Origin of the sequence: Embleya sp. NPDC059213 (assembly GCF_042754445.1) — a bacterium.
GTDB lineage: Bacteria > Actinomycetota > Actinomycetes > Streptomycetales > Streptomycetaceae > Embleya.
Map to the genome: position 1 here is coordinate 49,360 of NZ_JBHZAV010000004.1, position 16,897 is coordinate 66,256.

At 71.2% G+C, this 16,897-nt stretch carries 14 protein-coding genes; 7 read left to right on the top strand and 7 right to left on the bottom strand.

Annotation, left to right across the window (positions count from 1 at the left end; all coding sequences use genetic code 11):
* The first annotated feature begins 65 nt into the window (after window positions 1–65).
* The 4 genes from alc (at window position 66) to ACFXMF_RS02805 (ending at window position 4,657) form a co-directional block, all read left to right on the top strand.
* The gene (gene alc, locus ACFXMF_RS02790) at window positions 66–1,127 is read left to right on the top strand and encodes an allantoicase (RefSeq protein ID WP_379992671.1); all 1,062 of its coding nucleotides are present in this window, start codon (window positions 66–68) and stop codon (window positions 1,125–1,127) included.
* Between the two features lie 18 nt (window positions 1,128–1,145).
* On the top strand, window positions 1,146–2,600 hold the full coding sequence (locus ACFXMF_RS02795) for a catalase (protein ID WP_379992670.1): 1,455 nt from the start codon (window positions 1,146–1,148) through the stop codon (window positions 2,598–2,600).
* A 318-nt stretch (window positions 2,601–2,918) separates the two neighbouring features.
* Entirely contained in the window at window positions 2,919–4,331 is a 1,413-nt protein-coding gene (locus ACFXMF_RS02800) for a family 2B encapsulin nanocompartment shell protein (protein WP_360317560.1), read from the top strand.
* A 116-nt stretch (window positions 4,332–4,447) separates the two neighbouring features.
* Window positions 4,448–4,657, top strand: coding sequence for a CsbD family protein (locus ACFXMF_RS02805; RefSeq protein ID WP_360317557.1), 210 nt, complete (start codon window positions 4,448–4,450; stop codon window positions 4,655–4,657).
* 66 nt (window positions 4,658–4,723) lie between these two features.
* On the opposite strand, the gene ACFXMF_RS02810 is transcribed toward ACFXMF_RS02805, so the two are convergent.
* From ACFXMF_RS02810 to ACFXMF_RS02835, 6 genes are all read right to left on the bottom strand, one after another.
* Entirely contained in the window at window positions 4,724–5,215 is a 492-nt protein-coding gene (locus ACFXMF_RS02810) for a hypothetical protein (RefSeq protein WP_379991516.1), read from the bottom strand.
* Between the two features lie 25 nt (window positions 5,216–5,240).
* On the bottom strand, window positions 5,241–6,359 hold the full coding sequence (locus ACFXMF_RS02815; RefSeq protein ID WP_379991517.1) for an XdhC family protein: 1,119 nt from the start codon (window positions 6,357–6,359) through the stop codon (window positions 5,241–5,243).
* A gap of 37 nt (window positions 6,360–6,396) precedes the next feature.
* Complete coding sequence (locus ACFXMF_RS02820; RefSeq protein ID WP_379991518.1) at window positions 6,397–7,902, bottom strand: NCS2 family permease; 1,506 nt, start codon at window positions 7,900–7,902, stop codon at window positions 6,397–6,399.
* Window positions 7,903–8,132: 230 nt separating this feature from the next.
* A complete protein-coding gene (gene pucD / locus ACFXMF_RS02825; protein ID WP_379991519.1) occupies window positions 8,133–10,499 on the bottom strand; it encodes a xanthine dehydrogenase subunit D in 2,367 nt (788 codons plus the stop codon).
* A 3-nt stretch (window positions 10,500–10,502) separates the two neighbouring features.
* Window positions 10,503–11,003 (bottom strand): (2Fe-2S)-binding protein, encoded by a 501-nt coding sequence (locus ACFXMF_RS02830; RefSeq protein WP_360317543.1) that lies wholly within the window; start codon window positions 11,001–11,003, stop codon window positions 10,503–10,505.
* Window positions 11,000–11,884, bottom strand: coding sequence for a xanthine dehydrogenase family protein subunit M (locus tag ACFXMF_RS02835; protein WP_360317541.1), 885 nt, complete (start codon window positions 11,882–11,884; stop codon window positions 11,000–11,002). The genes ACFXMF_RS02830 and ACFXMF_RS02835 overlap by 4 nt, the downstream gene beginning before the upstream one ends.
* A gap of 271 nt (window positions 11,885–12,155) precedes the next feature.
* Between ACFXMF_RS02835 and ACFXMF_RS02840 the strand changes: the two genes are divergently transcribed.
* Window positions 12,156–13,775 carry a helix-turn-helix domain-containing protein gene (locus ACFXMF_RS02840; RefSeq protein WP_360317539.1) on the top strand — a complete coding sequence of 540 codons (1,620 nt, stop codon included), beginning with the start codon at window positions 12,156–12,158 and terminating at the stop codon, window positions 13,773–13,775.
* A 92-nt stretch (window positions 13,776–13,867) separates the two neighbouring features.
* Here the strand turns inward: ACFXMF_RS02840 and ACFXMF_RS02845 are convergent, their stop codons facing one another.
* The gene (locus ACFXMF_RS02845) at window positions 13,868–14,653 is read right to left on the bottom strand and encodes an SDR family oxidoreductase (protein WP_360317537.1); all 786 of its coding nucleotides are present in this window, start codon (window positions 14,651–14,653) and stop codon (window positions 13,868–13,870) included.
* Window positions 14,654–14,810: 157 nt separating this feature from the next.
* Here ACFXMF_RS02845 and ACFXMF_RS02850 point away from each other — a divergent pair, with 157 nt between their 5' ends.
* Together ACFXMF_RS02850 and ACFXMF_RS02855 are read left to right on the top strand one after the other, a co-directional pair.
* A complete protein-coding gene (locus ACFXMF_RS02850; protein ID WP_360317535.1) occupies window positions 14,811–16,055 on the top strand; it encodes a Tm-1-like ATP-binding domain-containing protein in 1,245 nt (414 codons plus the stop codon).
* Window position 16,056: 1 nt separating this feature from the next.
* Entirely contained in the window at window positions 16,057–16,881 is an 825-nt protein-coding gene (locus ACFXMF_RS02855) for a phosphoenolpyruvate hydrolase family protein (protein ID WP_360317533.1), read from the top strand.
* The last annotated feature ends 16 nt before the right edge of the window (window positions 16,882–16,897 follow it).

Genomic DNA, 16,897 nt, shown 5'->3' on the forward strand with positions numbered 1-16,897 from the left:
CCCCCTCCCGGTCCCGAGTCCGCATCGAGGTTCGCCAACTCCCGCCCAGGCCAAGGAGATCGACCGTGAGCACCGATTTCACCGAACACGTCAACCTGGCTGCCCGCGCCCTCGGAGCCGGCGTGGTGGCCGCCAACGACGAGTGGTTCGCCGAGAAGGAGAACCTGCTCCGGGCCGAACCGCCGGTCTTCGCCCCGCATACGTTCGGGCCCAAGGGTCAGATCATGGACGGCTGGGAGACCCGCCGCCGGCGCGGCACCTCGGCCGAACATCCGCATCCCGGGCCGGACGCGCACGATTGGGCGATCGTTCGGCTCGGCGTGCCGGGCGTGTTGCGCGGGATCGTGGTGGACACCGCGTTCTTCACCGGCAACTACCCGCCGAGCGCCTCGGTGGAGGCCGCGGCCGTGCCCGGCACCCCCTCCCCGGCGGAACTGCTCGACCCGGCCGTGCGGTGGACCACGGTGGTCGCGCGCACCGACCTCAAGGGGGACACCGCGCACCCGTTCGCGGTCACCGCCGAGCAGCGGTTCACCCACGTGCGGCTGAACATCTTCCCGGACGGCGGGGTGGCCCGGCTGCGTGTGTACGGCGACGCGGTACCGGACCCGGCCTGGCTGGACGGGCTCACCGTGGACCTGGCCGCGCAGGAGTACGGCGCGGTGGCCGAGGCGGCCAGTGACCGATACTTCTCCTCGCCGCACAACCTCAACGCGCCGGGCCGCTCGCGGGTGATGGGCGAGGGCTGGGAGACCCGGCGCCGACGCGACGACGGGCACGACTGGGTACGGGTGCGCCTGGTCGGGCAGGCCGAGATCCTGGCCGCCGAAATCGACATCGACAACTACCTGGGCAACGCGCCGGGTTGGATCGCGCTCGTCGGCAGCGACGCGGGTGTGGACCCGGACGCGTGGTTCGAACTGTTGCCCCGCACCCGGGTCCAGCCGGACACCCGGCACCGCTTCCGACTCGCCGACGCGCGACCCGTCACGCACGTGCGCATCGAGGTCTTCCCGGATGGCGGGGTGGCCCGACTGCGGCTGCCGGGTCGGTTGACCGAGGCCGGCCTGACCGCCCTTCGGAACCGTTTCCACACCTCCGACGCCGGCATCTCTCCGAATAGCTGACAGGGAGTCAACTCCGTTATGGGAAAGCCGATACTGACGACGGAGGCCGGTGCCCCGGTCTCCGACAACCAGAACAGCGCGGCGGCCGGGGCCGGCGGCCCGCTGCTGCTCCAGGACCAGTACCTGATCGAGAAGTTGGCCCGGTTCAATCGCGAGCGCATCCCGGAGCGGGTGGTGCACGCGCGCGGCTCGGGCGCGTACGGCGTGTTCGAGGTGACCGAGGACGTCAGCCGCTACACCCGCGCGCACTTCCTGGGCGCGGTGGGTCGACGCACCGAGGTGTTCCAGCGCTTCTCCACCGTGGCGGGCAACCTGGGTGCGGGCGACGCGGTTCGCGATCCGCGCGGCTTCGCGCTGAAGTTCTATACCGAGGAGGGCAATTACGACCTCGTCGGCAACAACACCCCGGTGTTCTTCATCAAGGATCCGCTGAAATTCCCGGACTTCATCCACTCGCAGAAGCGCGACCCGTACACCGGCAGCACCGAACCGGAGAACGTATGGGACTTCTGGTCGCACTCGCCGGAGGCCACCCACCAGATCACCTGGCTGTTCGGCGACCGCGGCATCCCGGCGTCCTACCGGCACATGAACGGCTTCGGCTCGCACACCTACCAGTGGGTCGATGCCGCCGGCGAGGTGTTCTGGGTCAAGTATCACTTCCTGACCAACCAGGGCGTACGCAGTCTGACCAGCGCCGAAGGCGCGGAACTCGCGGGCGAGGACCCGGACTCGCATCAGCGGGACCTGCATCAGGCCATCGAGCGCGGGGTGTTCCCGTCCTGGACGCTGTTCGTCCAGGTGATGCCGGCCGCCGACGCGCCGCGCTACCGATTCAACCCGTTCGACCTGACCAAGGTGTGGCCGCACGCCGACCACCCGCTGCTCAAGGTCGGCACGCTGACCCTGAACCGTAATCCGGAGAACGTGTTCGCCGAGGTCGAGCAGGCCGCGTTCAGCCCGAACAACTTCGTGCCGGGGATCGGACCCAGTCCGGACAAGATGCTCCAGGGGCGGCTGTTCGCCTACGCGGACGCGCACCGCTACCGCCTGGGCGTCAACCACACGCAACTCGCGGTGAACGCGCCCAAGGCGACCACGGCCGTCAACCACGGCCGGGACGGCGCGCACGCGAGCAACGTGGCCGGGCGAGCCCGGAATTACGAGCCGAACAGCTTCGGCGGGCCGTACCAGAGCGACGCGGCGTTGTCCGCACCGCTCGCGGTCACCGGCCATACCGGCACCCACCCGGCGCCGACGCACGCCAGGGACGACGACTTCTTCCAGGCGGGCGAGTTGTATCGGCTGATGTCCGAGGCGGAACGGGCCCGACTGGTCGAGAACATCGCGGGCAGCCTGGGGCAGGTCACCCGGGACGACATCGTGGACCGAGTGCTCCGGCACTTCCACACGGCGGATCCGGAGTACGGGGAACGGGTGGCCAAGGCGGTCTCGGCGGTCCGGGACGCCTGAGGCGGCAGGCGACGGACGGCACACGGCAGACGGTCCGCGGCACACCACCGACCGCGGATCGCGCACCGCGGCGAGGAACCTCGCGAAGCCCGATCGGGTCGGGTCGGCGCGCGCTCGGACGTCCTCGGACGCCGGGCGCGCGCTCGGCCGTTCGCCCGACGGCCGAACGGGTGGGCGCGGGCCGACGAGTACGGCCGAACCCAGTTACCTAGCCACTTCCACGCCCCTCCAGTCTCACCCGTTCGGGTAATGGCCGGCCGCGGTCACACCGGCAACGATGGACCGCGAAATCTGGTTCATCCAGGGGAGGCGGAATCGTTGTCGATCGATGCTGGGGCCGGCACGGAAGGTGCAGCCCAGGACACGCAGGCTCGTTCGAGTCTTGCGACGGCGGCGGCGCGGAATCTCGCGACCACCACCAAGACGGTCCCGCAGATGCAGGACATCACGTCGCGGTGGCTGCTGAAGATGTTGCCGTGGGTCCAAGTGTCGGGTGGTACGTACCGGGTCAACCGCCGGTTGAGTTACCGGGTGGGCGACGGACGTGTGCAGTTCGTCCAGACCGGGTCCGAAGTCCGGGTCATCCCGGGCGAGTTGGGCGAGCTGGCACCGCTGCGCGGATTCGCGGACGACGAGGTGCTGCGCGCGTTGGCCGACCGCTTCGTGCGGCGCGAGTACGCGGCCGGGGAGACGCTCGCGACGATCGGCGAGCCGAACGACCGGGTGGTGCTGGTCGTGCACGGCAAGGTGGCCAGGTCGGGGGAGGGCCCGTACGGCGATCGCACCTCGCTCGGTCTGCACGGCGACGGTGACCACTTCGGCGAGAAGATGCTCGTCGACCCGGAATCGTCGTGGGAATACACGGCGACCGCGGCGACCTCGGTGATCGTGCTGGAACTGCCCAGGGACGCGTTCGAGGGGGTGCGCGCCGACAGTCTGCGCGAGCATCTTGCCGAATACGCGGCGGGCAGCAGCCGTCCGCAGAACGCCAAGGGTGAGGCGGAGATCCCGATGTCCGCCGGCCACCACGGCGAGGCGGTGCTGCCGGGCAGCTTCGTGGACTACGAACTCAACCCGCGCGAATACGAGTTGAGCGCGGCGCAGACCGTGCTGCGGGTGCACAGCCGGGTGGCCGACCTGTACAACCAGCCGATGGATCAGATCGAGCAGCAGCTTCGACTGACCATCGAGGCGTTGCGCGAGCGGCAGGAACACGAGCTGATCAACAACCCCGAATTCGGTCTGCTGCACAACGCGGACTACGAGCAGCGCATCCAGGCCCAGGCCGGCCCGCCGACGCCGGACGACATGGACGAACTGCTCAGTCGCCGGCGCGGCTCCCGGCTGTTCCTGGCCCACCCGCGCACCATCGCCGCGTTCGGCCGCGAGTGCAGCCGGCTCGGCCTGTACCCGACCACGGTCGACGTGGGCGGCAACCAGATCCCGGCCTGGCGCGGCGTGCCGATCTTCCCGTGCAACAAGATCCCGATCTCCGAGGCGCGCACCAGTTCGATCCTGGTGCTGCGTACGGGTGAGGACGACCAGGGTGTGGTGGGTCTGCACCAGACCGGTCTGCCGGACGAATACCAGCCCGGCCTGTCGGTGCGTTTCATGGGTATCAACGAGCAGGCGCTGATCTCCTACCTGGTCACGGCCTACTACTCGGCGGCGGTACTGGTGCCCGACGCGCTGGGTGTGCTGGAGAACGTGGAGATCTCCCAGGCTCGGTGACAAAGGTCATGAATGCTACGAAGGTGTGTCGGATGGGTTGTTTGCGGTTATAGGTCGGGCTGGACGTTGCGCGATCAACGGACGCGCACGGTGGACCGCGACAGGAGACCCGAGACATGGGCATCGACGACAACATCCGCAACAAGGCCCGGAACGCCGGCGGCCAGGCCAAGGAGAAGCTCGGCGAGGCCACCGGCAACGAGGATCTCCGCGACGAGGGCCAACAGGACCAGGGCGAGGCGAAGGCCAAGGAGGCCGTCGCCGGCGCCAAGGACAAGGCCAACGAGGCGATCAACAAGATCAAGGGCTCCCTCAAGCGCGATTGAGCCCACCCGACCCCCACCGCGAGGCCCCTTCGAGGGCCTCGCGGCGCTTTGGGGTCGGGTCGGGTTTCAGGGGGTGGGGCGGTAGGGGCGGTGGTTGGCGTGCCGCAGGGTGAGGGCGGGGACGATGAGGAGGGCGGCCCAGAGCCGGTGGACGTGGGACCAGTCGTCGGCGTCGGCGTCGGGCCATGGCCACAGGGAGGCGGGGAGGGCGAGGGTGCCGGCCAGGAGGGTCGGCAGGGCCCCGACCGCGAGGGCGGTGGCGGGCTTGCCGGGGACGCGGTGCACCGCCGACGCGGCGGCGGCCAGGGCGGTGCAGGTCGGTACGGCGGCTTCGAGGGTGAGGCCGGCCCAGGGCAGTGCCCGGTCGGAGCGCACCGTGCCGACGGCCACCACGGCGGCCCAGGCGAGCCCGACCGGGAGCAGCGCGAGGAGCGTACGCAGGCCCTGTCGCAGCCCGCGGGACACGGGCAGCGCGGCGGTGCTCGCCTTTATCGGGTCGATCAGGGCGAACGCGGAGGCGGCGCCCGACAGCACGGCCGCGACGCGGACACAGGTCACGACGCGCGGTCGACGGTGCGTCCGGTCATGCCGCCCGGTGGATCGGGCCGGCGGCCGTGCGCAGGGGCAGGCCGGTGCCGCCGTTGTGGGTGGCCACCACCTCGGCGAAGACGGACAGCGCCGTCTCCTCGGGGGTGCGGGCGCCCAGGTCCAGGCCGATCGGGGAGTGCAGTGCCGCCAACTGCTGTTCGCCCAGGCCGGTTTCGCGGAGCCGGGCGTGGCGCGCCGCATGGGTGCGGCGGGAGCCCATCGCGCCGACATAGGCCAGGTCCAGCCGTAGCGCGAGCTCCAGCAGCGGGATGTCGAACTTCGGGTCGTGGGTGAGCACCGTGACCACCGTGCGGCGGTCCAGCGTGTCCGCGATCGAGGCCAGGTGCCGGTGCGGCCAGTCGACCACCACCTCGTCCGCCTCCGGGAACCGGCGCCGCGTCGCGAACACCTCCCGGGCGTCGCACACGCTCACGTGATAGCCGAGCAACTTGCCCACCCGGGTCACCGCCGCCGCGAAGTCGATCGCGCCGTAGACCAACAGCCGCGGCGGCGGCGTGCGACTCTCGACGAAGATCGTCAGGTCGTCCGGACCCGCCTCCGGGCACGGCCGACCGTCCGGGCGCAGCGTGGTCGATCCGGTCCGGCCCGCGTGCAGCATGGCCCGGGCCGTTGCGACCACCGCCGCGTCCAGTGCGGGATCGGCGCCGTACGTCCCGGTCGCACCCGCGTCGGCGACCACCGCGATCACCCGGCCCAACAGCCCGGCCGGCCCGGCGACGACCCGGGCCGCGGCCACGGGGACGCCCCGCTCGGCCGCGGCCAACGCCACCTCGACGGCGACGTCGCCGCCGGGCTGCACGAACACGTCCAGCACTCCGCCGCAGGTCAACCCGACGGCGAAGGCGTCCTCGTCGCTGTAGCCGAAGCGCTGGAGCACCGGGATACCGCTCTCCAGCGCCTCGCGGCACAGCTCGTACACCGCGCCCTCCACACACCCGCCCGAGACGCTGCCCACGACCGTGCCGTCGGCGGCCACCGCGAGCGCCGCACCCGGGGGGCGGGGTGCGCTCCCGCTGACGCCGACGACGGTGGCCAGGGCGTATGGCGTTCCCGCACGGCGCCAGGCCGCGAGTTCGGTCCCGAGGTCGAGCATCGACGTCTCCTTGGGGGTGGTGGCGCGGTCGGTGGGCCTAGCTGACGCCCAACCACTCCTTGATCGGATGCAGCGCGAAGAACACCAGGAACGCCAGGGTGAGCACCCACATCAGTGGACCGATGTCGCGGAACCTGCCCTGGGCGGCCTTGATCAGGGTGTAGACGATCACACCGGCGGCGACGCCCGCGGTGATCGAGTAGGTGAACGGCATCAGCACGATGGTCAGGAACGCCGGGATCGCCGCCGCCCTGTCGTCCCAGTCGATGTGCTTGACCTGGGTGATCATCATCGAGCCGATCACCACGAGCGCGGCGGCCGCGACCTGGTCCGGGACCACGCCCGCGATCGGCGTGAAGAACAACATCAGACCGAAGATGCCGCCGGTGACCACGCTGGACAGCCCCGTGCGTGCGCCGTCGCCGACCCCGGTGGCCGATTCGATGAACACCGTCTGACCGGACGAACCGGTCACCCCACCGACGATGCCCCCCGCACCGTCGATGGCCAGCGCCTTGGACAGGCCGGGCATCCGGCCCTTGTCGTCCACCAGCTTGGCCTCGTTGCCGATCCCGATGATGGTCGCCATCGCGTCGAAGAAGCCCGCGAACACCAGGGTGAACACCAGCACCGAGGCGGTGATGCCGCCGGCTTCGGAGAAGCCGCCGAACACGCTCACCTCACCGAACAGCCCGAAGTCCGGTGAGTCGACCACCTTGTCCGGCAGGTTCGGGACGCCACCGCCCCAGGTCTTGTCGGATATGTCGACGATCGCGTTGATCACCATGGCCAGCAGCGTGCCGAAGACCAGGCCGATCAGGATCGCGCCGCGGATGTTGCGCGCCATCAGCAGGAAGATGGCGAGCACGGTGACCGCGAAGATCAGTACCGGCCAGCCGGCCAGCTCACCGGCCGGGCCCAGGGTGACCGGCGGCCCGCCCGGCGCGGCGTTCTCGGTCACCACGCCGGCCTTGTTCAGGCCGATCATCGCGATGAACAGCCCGATGCCGATGGTGATCGCGTGCTTGAGCGCCATCGGGATGGCGTTCATGATCCGCTCGCGCAGCCCGGAGACCACCATCAGCATGATGATCAGGCCGTAGATGACACACAGACCCATCGCCTGCGGCCAGGTCATCTCGGCGGCGACCTGATTGCCCACCACGCCCGCCACGGACAGACCCGCGGCGAGGGCGAGCGGCACGTTGCCGATCAGACCCATCGCGACCGTGGTGATGAACGCCGCCAGCGCGGTCATCGTGGTGACCTGCGCCGGATCGAGCCGATTCCCGTCGACGTCCTTGCCGCCGAGCAGGATCGGATTGAGCAGCAGGATGTACGCCATCGCCATGAACGTGGTGAGGCCGCCGCGCAGTTCGCGGCCCACCGAGCTGCCGCGGGCGCTGATCCTGAAGTACCTGTCCAACGCGCCCGAGTCGGCCGAGCCCGCCGGCGGCGGGTCCTGGGCGAGTCCGGCCCCGGATCCGTGTGGCGGATGCGGGGGATTTTCGCCGGGTTCCGTCGGAACCGAGGTCTGAGCCACTTCCCACTCCCAAGTGTCTTAGGTGTTGTTGGGGTGGAGCCAATCGCCGCCTCGAAACCACCCGAATCCTTCTCCGGGCAGGCGAGGACGACGACCTTCCTGCGTGGGGGCGCGTCCGTTCGACGACACGGCGATCGGCCGTGCGGAGTCGGGCCGGTCCGGCCCCGAGGGCGACGTCTGCGCCGCCGCCGGGACCGTACTACGGTCGGGAAACCGGATCTGACGGTGTCTCAGGTTCCGGTGAGGTGCTCCGGCCGAACCGGTACCCGGTTCAGGGCCAGACCGGTCGCCGCGCGGATCGCCGCGACGATGGCCGGAGTGGAGGAGAGCGTGGGTGCCTCGCCGGCCCCGCGCAGCCCGTACGGCGCGTGGGGATCGGCCAGTTCGAGCACGTCCACCGGCATCGGCGGAGTGTCGAGGATGGTGGGGATCAGGTAGTCCGTGAAGGAGGGATTGCGGACCTTGCCGTCCCGGACGACGATCTCCTCCATCACGGCCAGGCCCAACCCCTGGGTGCTGCCGCCGTGGATCTGGCCGAGCACGGCGAGCGGATTGATCGCCTTGCCGACGTCCTGCGCCGCGGCCAGCTCGATCACCTTGACCAGGCCCAGGTCCACGTCCACGTCCACGACCGCGCGGTGCGCGCAGAACGTGTACTGCACGTGCCCGAAGCCCTGCCCGGTGACCTTGTCGAACGGCTCGGTCGGGCGGTGGCGGAACTCGGTGGTCTCGTCCACCGGTTCGTCGCCGAGCAGGTCCACCAGGTCGGCGAGCACCTCGCCCGCGGCGGTGAGCACCTTGCCGCCGGACAGCCGCAGGCCCACCATCGCCGCGGGCGCCCAGCCGTAGCGCTCCCGACCGCGGGCGAGCACCGCGGTGCGCGCCGCCTCGGCCGCCTGCTTCACCGCGCCGCCGGTCATGTACGTCTGCCGGGACGCGGACGTCGAACCGGCCGATCCCACCCGGGTGTCCGCCGGCGCGATGGTCACCTGGTCCACGCCCAGCTCGGTGCGCACGATCTGCGCCTGCACGGTGACCCCGCCCTGTCCGACCTCGGCCATCGCGGTGTGCACCAGTGCGACCGCCGCGCCGTTGATCACCTCCAGCCGGACCCGGGCCGTCGAATAGTCGTCGAAACCCTCGGAGAAGCCGACGTTCTTGATGCCCACCGCGTAGCCGATCCCGCGCACCACACCCTCACCGTGCGTGGTGTTGGACAACCCGCCGGGCAGCTCGCGCAGGTCCGGGCCGTTGGCCGTACGCCAGTTCTCCGTCGGCGGCAGCGGCCTCGCCTTGACCCGCCGAAGCAGCTCGGCGACCGGGGCCGGCGCGTCCACGACCTGCCCGGTGGGCAGGACCGAACCCTGCTCCATCGCGTTCATCCGGCGCAACTCGACCGGATCCAGGCCCAGTTCGGCGGCCAGTCGGTCCATCTGCGTCTCGTAGCCGAAGCACATCTGCACCGCGCCGAAACCGCGCATCGCGCCGCACGGCGGGTTGTTGGTGTACACCGCCATCGAGTCGACCACCGCATGCGGCACCACATACGGACCGATGCCCAACGAGGCCGCGTTGCCGACCACCGCGGGCGACGCCGACGCGTAGGCGCCGCCGTCCAGCACGATCTCGGCCTTGACGAAGACCAGCCTGCCGTCCCGGGTGGCACCGTGCTCGAACACCATCGTCGCGGGATGACGGTGCACATGGCCGAAGAACGACTCCTCGCGGTTGTAGACGATCTTGACCGGTTTGCCGGTGTGCTGCGCCAGCAGGCACGCGTGCACCTGCATCGAGATGTCCTCGCGCCCGCCGAACGCACCGCCGACGCCGGCCAGGGTCAGCCGTACCTTCTCCGGTGGCAGACCCAGCACCGGGCACATCTGCTGCCGATCCACGTGCAGCCACTGGGTGGCGACGTACAGATCGATGCCGCCGTCCTCGGCGGGCACCGCGAGGCCGGACTCCGGGCCCAGGAACGCCTGATCCTGCATGCCGACCTCGTACTCGCCGCGCACGATCACGTCCGCGAGCGCCCGGACCTCGGCCGAGTCCCCGTCGCCGTGCCGGATGTGCTGGCTGTGCACGATGTTGCCGGACGCGTGTGCCTTGTAGTCGGCGGGCAGGTGCACGTAGCCGTACCGCTCCGGGTCCAACGCCTGGGCGGGCCCGATCGAGGGCAGCACGTCGTACTCGACCACGATCTTGGCGACCGCGCGCCGCGCGGTCTCGGGGTGGTCGGCCGCGACGATCACGATCGGCTCGCCGTGGAAACGCACCTCGTCGATGGCCAGTACCGGCTGGTCCGCGATCTCCAGGCCGTAGAACTTGCTGCCCGGGATGTCCTCGTGGGTGAGCACCGCGTACACACCCGGCTGGGCCAGGGCCCCGGACACGTCCACGGACAGGATGCGGGCCCGGGCGTGCGGGCTGCGCAGCGCCATGCCCCACAACATGTCCTCGTGCCACAGATCCGAGGAATAGGCGAAATCGCCCTTGACCTTGAGGATGCCGTCCGGGCGCAGCGGCGAGGCGCCGATGCCGTCCCGGCCGGGCGCGAGCACGTCCTGCAGGTTCTTCGGCCTGGTCAGACCGGCCATGGTTCAGCCCTCCGACCCGAGGGCCGCCGTGTCGCGGGCGTCCGCCTTGCGGGCGGCGGCCAGGCGGACCGCGTCCATGATCTTCTCGTAGCCCGTACAACGGCACAGGTTGCCGGAGAGCGCTTCGCGGATCTCCGCGTCGGAGGGGTGGTGCGCCCGGTTGAGCAGATCGTGCGTCTGGACCAACAGGCCCGGCGTGCAGAAGCCGCACTGCACGGCGCCCGCGTCCACGAACGCCTGCTGCACCGCGTCCAGCGTGTCGCCGTCGGCCAGACCCTCGACGGTGCCGACCTCGCGGTCCTGCACCTGGCCGGCCGCGACCAGACACGCACAGACCGGGGCGCCGTCCAGGTAGACCGTGCAGGAGCCGCACTCGCCCTGTTCGCACGCGTTCTTGGAACCGGGCAGCCCGACCCGCTCGCGCAGTACGTAGAGCAGGCTCTCGCCCTCCCAGACGTCGTCCGCCTCGGTCCGGCGGCCGTTCACGGTGAATGTGACCCTCATGCGGCGGCCCTCCCGGTGGCTCGGTGGTCGTTCCAGGTCCAGAGCAGCGTGCGGCGTGCCATCACGGCCAGCGCGTGCCGCCGGTACGCGGCCGAGCCGCGCACGTCGTCGATCGGCGCGGCAGCTTGGGCGACCAGTTCGCCGAAGCGCACGGCGGTGGCCACCGGCAACTCGCCGCCGGAGGTCCACAGATCGGTGTCCGCCAACTCGCCACGGATGAACGCCTCGGCCTCGCTCGCCCGACGCGGGGTGGGCGCGGCGGAGCCGATCCCGGTGCGCACGTCCCGGGTACGCGGGTGCAGCGCGACCGCGAACGAGCAGACCGCGATCACCATCGCGTTGCGGGTGCCGATCTTGGCGAACTGTTGTGGCCCGGTCGCCGAAGGGATGTGGATCGCCCGGATCAGTTCGTCCGGCTCCAGCGCGTTGCGTTTGACGCCGAGATAGAAGTCGTCGATCGGGATCAGCCGGGTGCCGCGCACCGAGGCGACCTCGACCGTGGCACCGGACGCGAGCAGTGGCGGGTGCGCGTCGCCGGCGGGCGAGGCGCCGCCCAGGTTGCCGCCGACCGATCCCCGGTTGCGGATCTGCGGCGATCCGACCGTGCGCGCGCCCAGTGCCAGGCCCGGGAGTCGATCGTGCAGTGCGTCGATGATCTCGACGTACGGCACGCAGGCACCGAGACGCACCATGTCGTCGTCCTCGATCTGCCATGTGTGCAGTTCGTGGATCCGGTTGAGATCGAGCAGTGCATCCGGACGATGCCGGTCGAAGTTCAGTTCGACCATTACGTCGGTGCCACCGGCGATCGGGACCGCGGACGGGTGCTGCGCCTTGACGGCGAGCGCCTCCTCCCACGTCGCGGGCCGCAGGAATTCCATGACGGGTGTCTCCTTCTGCCTTGCGTATGGCCCTACCGTCCTTGTACCCGTCGCGGGGGCGCTTCGTTTCGGGTCCGTCCGGATCGGAGGGTGCGCACCAGTACACCGAGACGAGGGTCACTGTGAGTACCCACCAAAGACATGACCCAGGCGTGTCATGTGGGGGTGGTTCCCGTACTTTTCTCCAAGTGTTCGTCCGGTCGTCGAACCGGTATGACGGATCCGCCGTGTGCGCGCAGGCCGCGCCGGCACGATCGAGAGGGGGCCGTCGATGCGATTGCGCGCGCTTCTCGGCGATGGCACGGCCGGTGTCGGCATACCCGGGATCCGGTTGTTGGTGGGCGAGGAGGAACTGGATCGGTCGGTGCGCGCGGTGATGACCACCGACCTGCACGACCCCAGTCGATACCTGACCGCCGGTGCACTGGTGTTGACCGGCATGGGCTGGCGGGCGGGGCCGGCGGACTCGGAGCGTTTCGTCCGGGTGCTGACCGGGGGCGGGGCCACCGCGTTGGCGGCCGGGCAGGCCGAGATCGGCGACATCCCGGTCGATCTGGTGCGGGCGTGCGAGCGGCACCATCTACCGCTGTTCGCGGTCGAGGAGGAACTCTCCTTCGCGCATCTGACCGAATTCGTGGTCCGTCGAATATCCGCCGAACGGGCGACCGACCTGACCGCGGTGGTCGACCGGCATCGACGGCTGGTGCAGGCCGCCGCCGGCGGGGCGGGCCTGGACGGGGTGCTCGGGCTGATCGCGGCCGACATCGACATCCACTGCTGGGTGCTCTCGCTGACCGGGCGTCAGGCCGCCGCCGGCGGGCCCGATCTGGCGTCGGGGCTGCGGGTGAAGATGGCTCGCGCGCACTTCGCGGCGCGGGAGCGCAAGGCCCGGGTGCCGTTTCGCTATCGGGTCGACGGACGCGCGTTCTCGCTGCTCCCGGTGCCCGAGGCGGGCGGTTCGGTCGATTTGGACACGTGGGGCGACTGGTTCCTCGCGGTCGAGGACGACGTCACCGACTGGCCGGAGCGGCACCAGGCGCTGCTGGGCGAGCTGGTGCGGCTGGTGTCGGTGGGGCGGGACCGGGTCGAGGACCAGCGTCGGCGCACCCGGCGGTTGTCCGAGGACGTGCTGAACCTGCTCGCGGCCGGCGCCGACCCGGTCGAGGTGGCCGCACGACTGCGGGCCGCCGAGCCGGACGGCGCGGGCGCCACGCACTGGCAGTTCGCCACCGCCACCATCCCGGACCTGCCCTCGCGCGAGGCCCGGCGGCTGGCCCGGGTGCTTCTGGAGGAGGCGTTGGCGGATCGACCGAGCGCGGCCCTGGTGTCGGCGACCGGGCCGGGCGCGGTGGCGCTGATCCCGGGCGAGGCGCTGCCGGATCGGGACGGCAGCGAGCCGGACCCCACCACCGGGCTGCTGCGCGAGCGGTTGGCGGCGTTGGCGGGGCCCGCGGCGGGCGGTGTGCGGGTGCGGATCGGGGTGAGTGCGCGGGTGGGTCGCGCGGACGGGCTGCGCGGCGCACTGGAGGAGGCCTGGCACGCGGGCCGGATCGCGGGCACCAGGTCCGGTCGGGTCGAGGTGGTCGGGCATGCCGAACTCGCTTCGCACGTCGCGCTGTTGGCGGCGGTGCCGGAGGACGTGCGGCGGGCGTTCCGGGGCCGGTTGCTGGAGCCGCTGCGGGCCTACGACGCGAGCCACCAGGCCGATCTGGTGGGCACGCTGGAGGTGTTCCTGGACTGCGACGGGTCGTGGACCCGGTGCGCGGCACGGTTGCACGTCCATGTGAACACGTTGCGCTACCGGATCGGCCGGATCGAGGAGTTGACCGGGCGTCGGCTGTCCCGGTTGGAGGACAAGGTGGACTTCTTCCTGGCGCTCAGGCTGCGCTGAGCGCGCGCTCGCGGCGGACGGGGTGGGGCGCCACGAGCGGTGTGCGGGCATTGCGGGCAGGGCCGGCGGCGCCGGCGGTCGGGCATCCGGGGTCAGCCGAAGGAGACGCCCGAGGTGACCGGGGTGATCGTGCCGGTGATGGCCCGGGCTCCGGGCGAGGCCAGGAACGCCACGGTGTCGGCGATGTCCTCCGGCTGGGTGATCCGGCGCAGCGCCGACGACTTCGTCATCTCGGCGCGCACCTCCGCCTCGGGCACGTCCCGGCGCGCGGCGATGTCGGCGATGTAGCCGGCCAGTTTGGCGTTCTCGGTGTAGCCCGCGACGACCACGTTGACCCGCACCCCGTCCGGGCCGACCTCCTTGGCCAGCACCCCGGAGGCGACCTCCATCGCGGCCTTGGTCGCCGCGTACGCGCCCAGGTTCACCAGCTTCGCGCGTGGCGCCTCCGAGCTGATCTGCACGATCGACCCACCGCCGACCGCGCGCATGTGCGGCAGCGCGGCCCGCGAGACGGCCAGCACGCCGAGCACGTTGATCTCGAACGCCCGCCGAAACTCTTCCGGATCCAACTCCTCCAGCCGCCCCGCCGGGTTGTACGTGGCGACGTTGACCACCACGTCCACCCGGCCGAGTTCGCGCGCGGCGGTGTCCACCAGCGCCCGGCAACCGGCCTGGTCGGCCAGGTCGGTGGGTACCGCGATCACCCGACGGCCCGTCAGCTCGCGGATCTCGTCCGCGAGTCGCCGCAACGGCTCGGGCCGGCGCGCGGCCAGTGCCAGATCCGCGCCGGTGCGGGCCAGGGCCAGCGCACAGGCGCGTCCGATGCCGTCACCCGCGCCGGCGACGATTGCGACCCGTCCGTCCGGTTCCTCCGCCATCGATACCTCCGTGACGTGCCAAAACTTCGGAACTCGCCCCCCGTCCTACCGCACGGTGCTTTCAATCGCCATGATCATCCGGTTGGGTTACTGTGCGCGGCCGTTTGCCGCCGAAGCGTCAACCCGGCAAGCCCTACCGACTCCACCGGAGGCACCGATGCCCACCGTCGTACTGATCGGAACGCTCGACACCAAGGGATCCGAATACGCGTGGCTGGCCTACCGGCTGCGTGCTCGCGGCGCCGAGGTGGTGTTGATGAACGTGGGCGTGCTCGGCGAGTCGCTGGCCCAGGCCGACGTACAGGCGACCGACGTCGCGGCGGCGGCCGGCACCGACCTGGCCGACCTGCGGACCCGGGCCGATCGGGGCGCGGCCACCACCGCGATGGCCGAAGGGGCCGCGTCCATCCTGCGCGAGCTGTACGAGCAGGGCCGGGTCGACGGGGTGCTCGCGATGGGCGGCTCGGGCGGGTCGGCGATCGCCTCCCACGCGATGCGCGCGCTGCCGGTGGGTGTGCCCAAGCTGCTGGTCTCCACGATGGCGGCGGGCGACGTGTCGCCGTATGTGGGCGCGGTGGACGTGACGATGATGTACAGCGTCGTGGACATCGCCGGGATAAATCGGCTCTCCGAGCGCATCCTGGGCAACGCGGCGGACGCGATCGCCGGGATGGCCGGCGGTTACGCCGAGGATCGTGCGGCGGTCGCGGGGGTGACCGGCGAGGGGCGTCCGCTGGTCGCCGCGTCGATGTTCGGGGTGACCACCCCGGCGGTGGACGCCGCCCGCGAGCGGCTCACCGAGCTGGGCTACGAGGTGCTGGTCTTCCACGCCACCGGGGCGGGCGGCACGTCGATGGAGAATCTGGCCGAGGCGGGCTTCTTGGCCGGGATCCTCGACCTGACCACCACCGAGCTGGCCGACGACCTGGTCGGCGGGGTGCTCAGCGCGGGTCCCGAGCGGCTGACTGCGGCCGGCCGGATGGGGCTGCCGCAGGTGGTCAGCGTCGGCGCGCTGGACATGGTCAACTTCGGCCCGCGCAACACCGTGCCCGAGCGGTTCGAGGAGCGGCAGCTCTACGTGCACAACCCGACCGTGACGCTGATGCGCACCACCCCCGCGGAGAACGCCGAGCTGGGTCGGCGGATCGCCGCCAAGCTGGTCGCCGCGACCGGCCCCACCGCGCTCTACCTGCCCTTGCACGGGGTCTCGGCGATCGACGTCGAGGGCGCGCCCTTCTACGATTCCGTCGCCGACAAGGCGCTGTTCGACGAGCTGCGAGCGGGGCTCGCGGGCAGCTCCGTCGAGGTGCACGAGGCGGCGACGGACATCAACGATCCGGCGTTCGCCACGGCGGCGGCGGATCGACTGCACGAAATGATCACGAAGGGACGCGTGGACTGAGATGAACGGACGCGAGGCGCGGGGCCGACTGCACAGGACGGTCGAGCAGGGCGGCGTCGTGATCGGCGCGGGCGCGGGCACGGGACTGTCGGCCAAGTGCGCCGAGGCCGGCGGGGTGGACCTGATCATCATCTACAACTCGGGCCGCTACCGAATGGCCGGTCGGGGTTCGCTCGCCGGGCTGCTGCCCTACGGGGACGCCAACGCGATCGTGGTCGAGATGGCGGGCGAGGTGCTGCCGGTGGTCCAGGGCACCCCGGTACTGGCGGGCGTGTGCGGCACCGATCCGTTCCGGATCATGCCGCACTTCCTGGACCAGCTCGCCGCGATGGGCTTCGCGGGTGTGCAGAACTTCCCCACGGTCGGGCTGTTCGACGGCGTCTTCCGGCAGAACCTGGAGGAGACCGGGATGGGCTACGACCTGGAGGTGGAGATGATCCGGCTGGCCGCCGAGCGCGGCCTGCTGACCGCCCCCTACGTCTTCGACGCCGAGCAGGCCCGGGCGATGACCGCGGCGGGCGCCGACATCCTGGTCCCGCATCTGGGACTGACCACCAAGGGCAGCATCGGCGCGACCACCGCGGTCACCCTCGACCAGGCGGTGGAGCGGGTGCAGCTCATGCGCGACGCGGCGGCGGAGGTGAACCCCGACGTGCTGGTGCTGTGCCACGGCGGGCCGATCGCCGAACCCGAGGACGCCGCGTACGTGCTGGCCCACACCACCGGCGTGGTCGGCTTCTTCGGCGCCTCCAGCATGGAACGGCTGCCCACCGAGGTGGCCATCACCGAGCAGGCGCGGGCGTTCAAGAGCATCGCCGCGCGCTAGTTCCATCCGGCGCCGG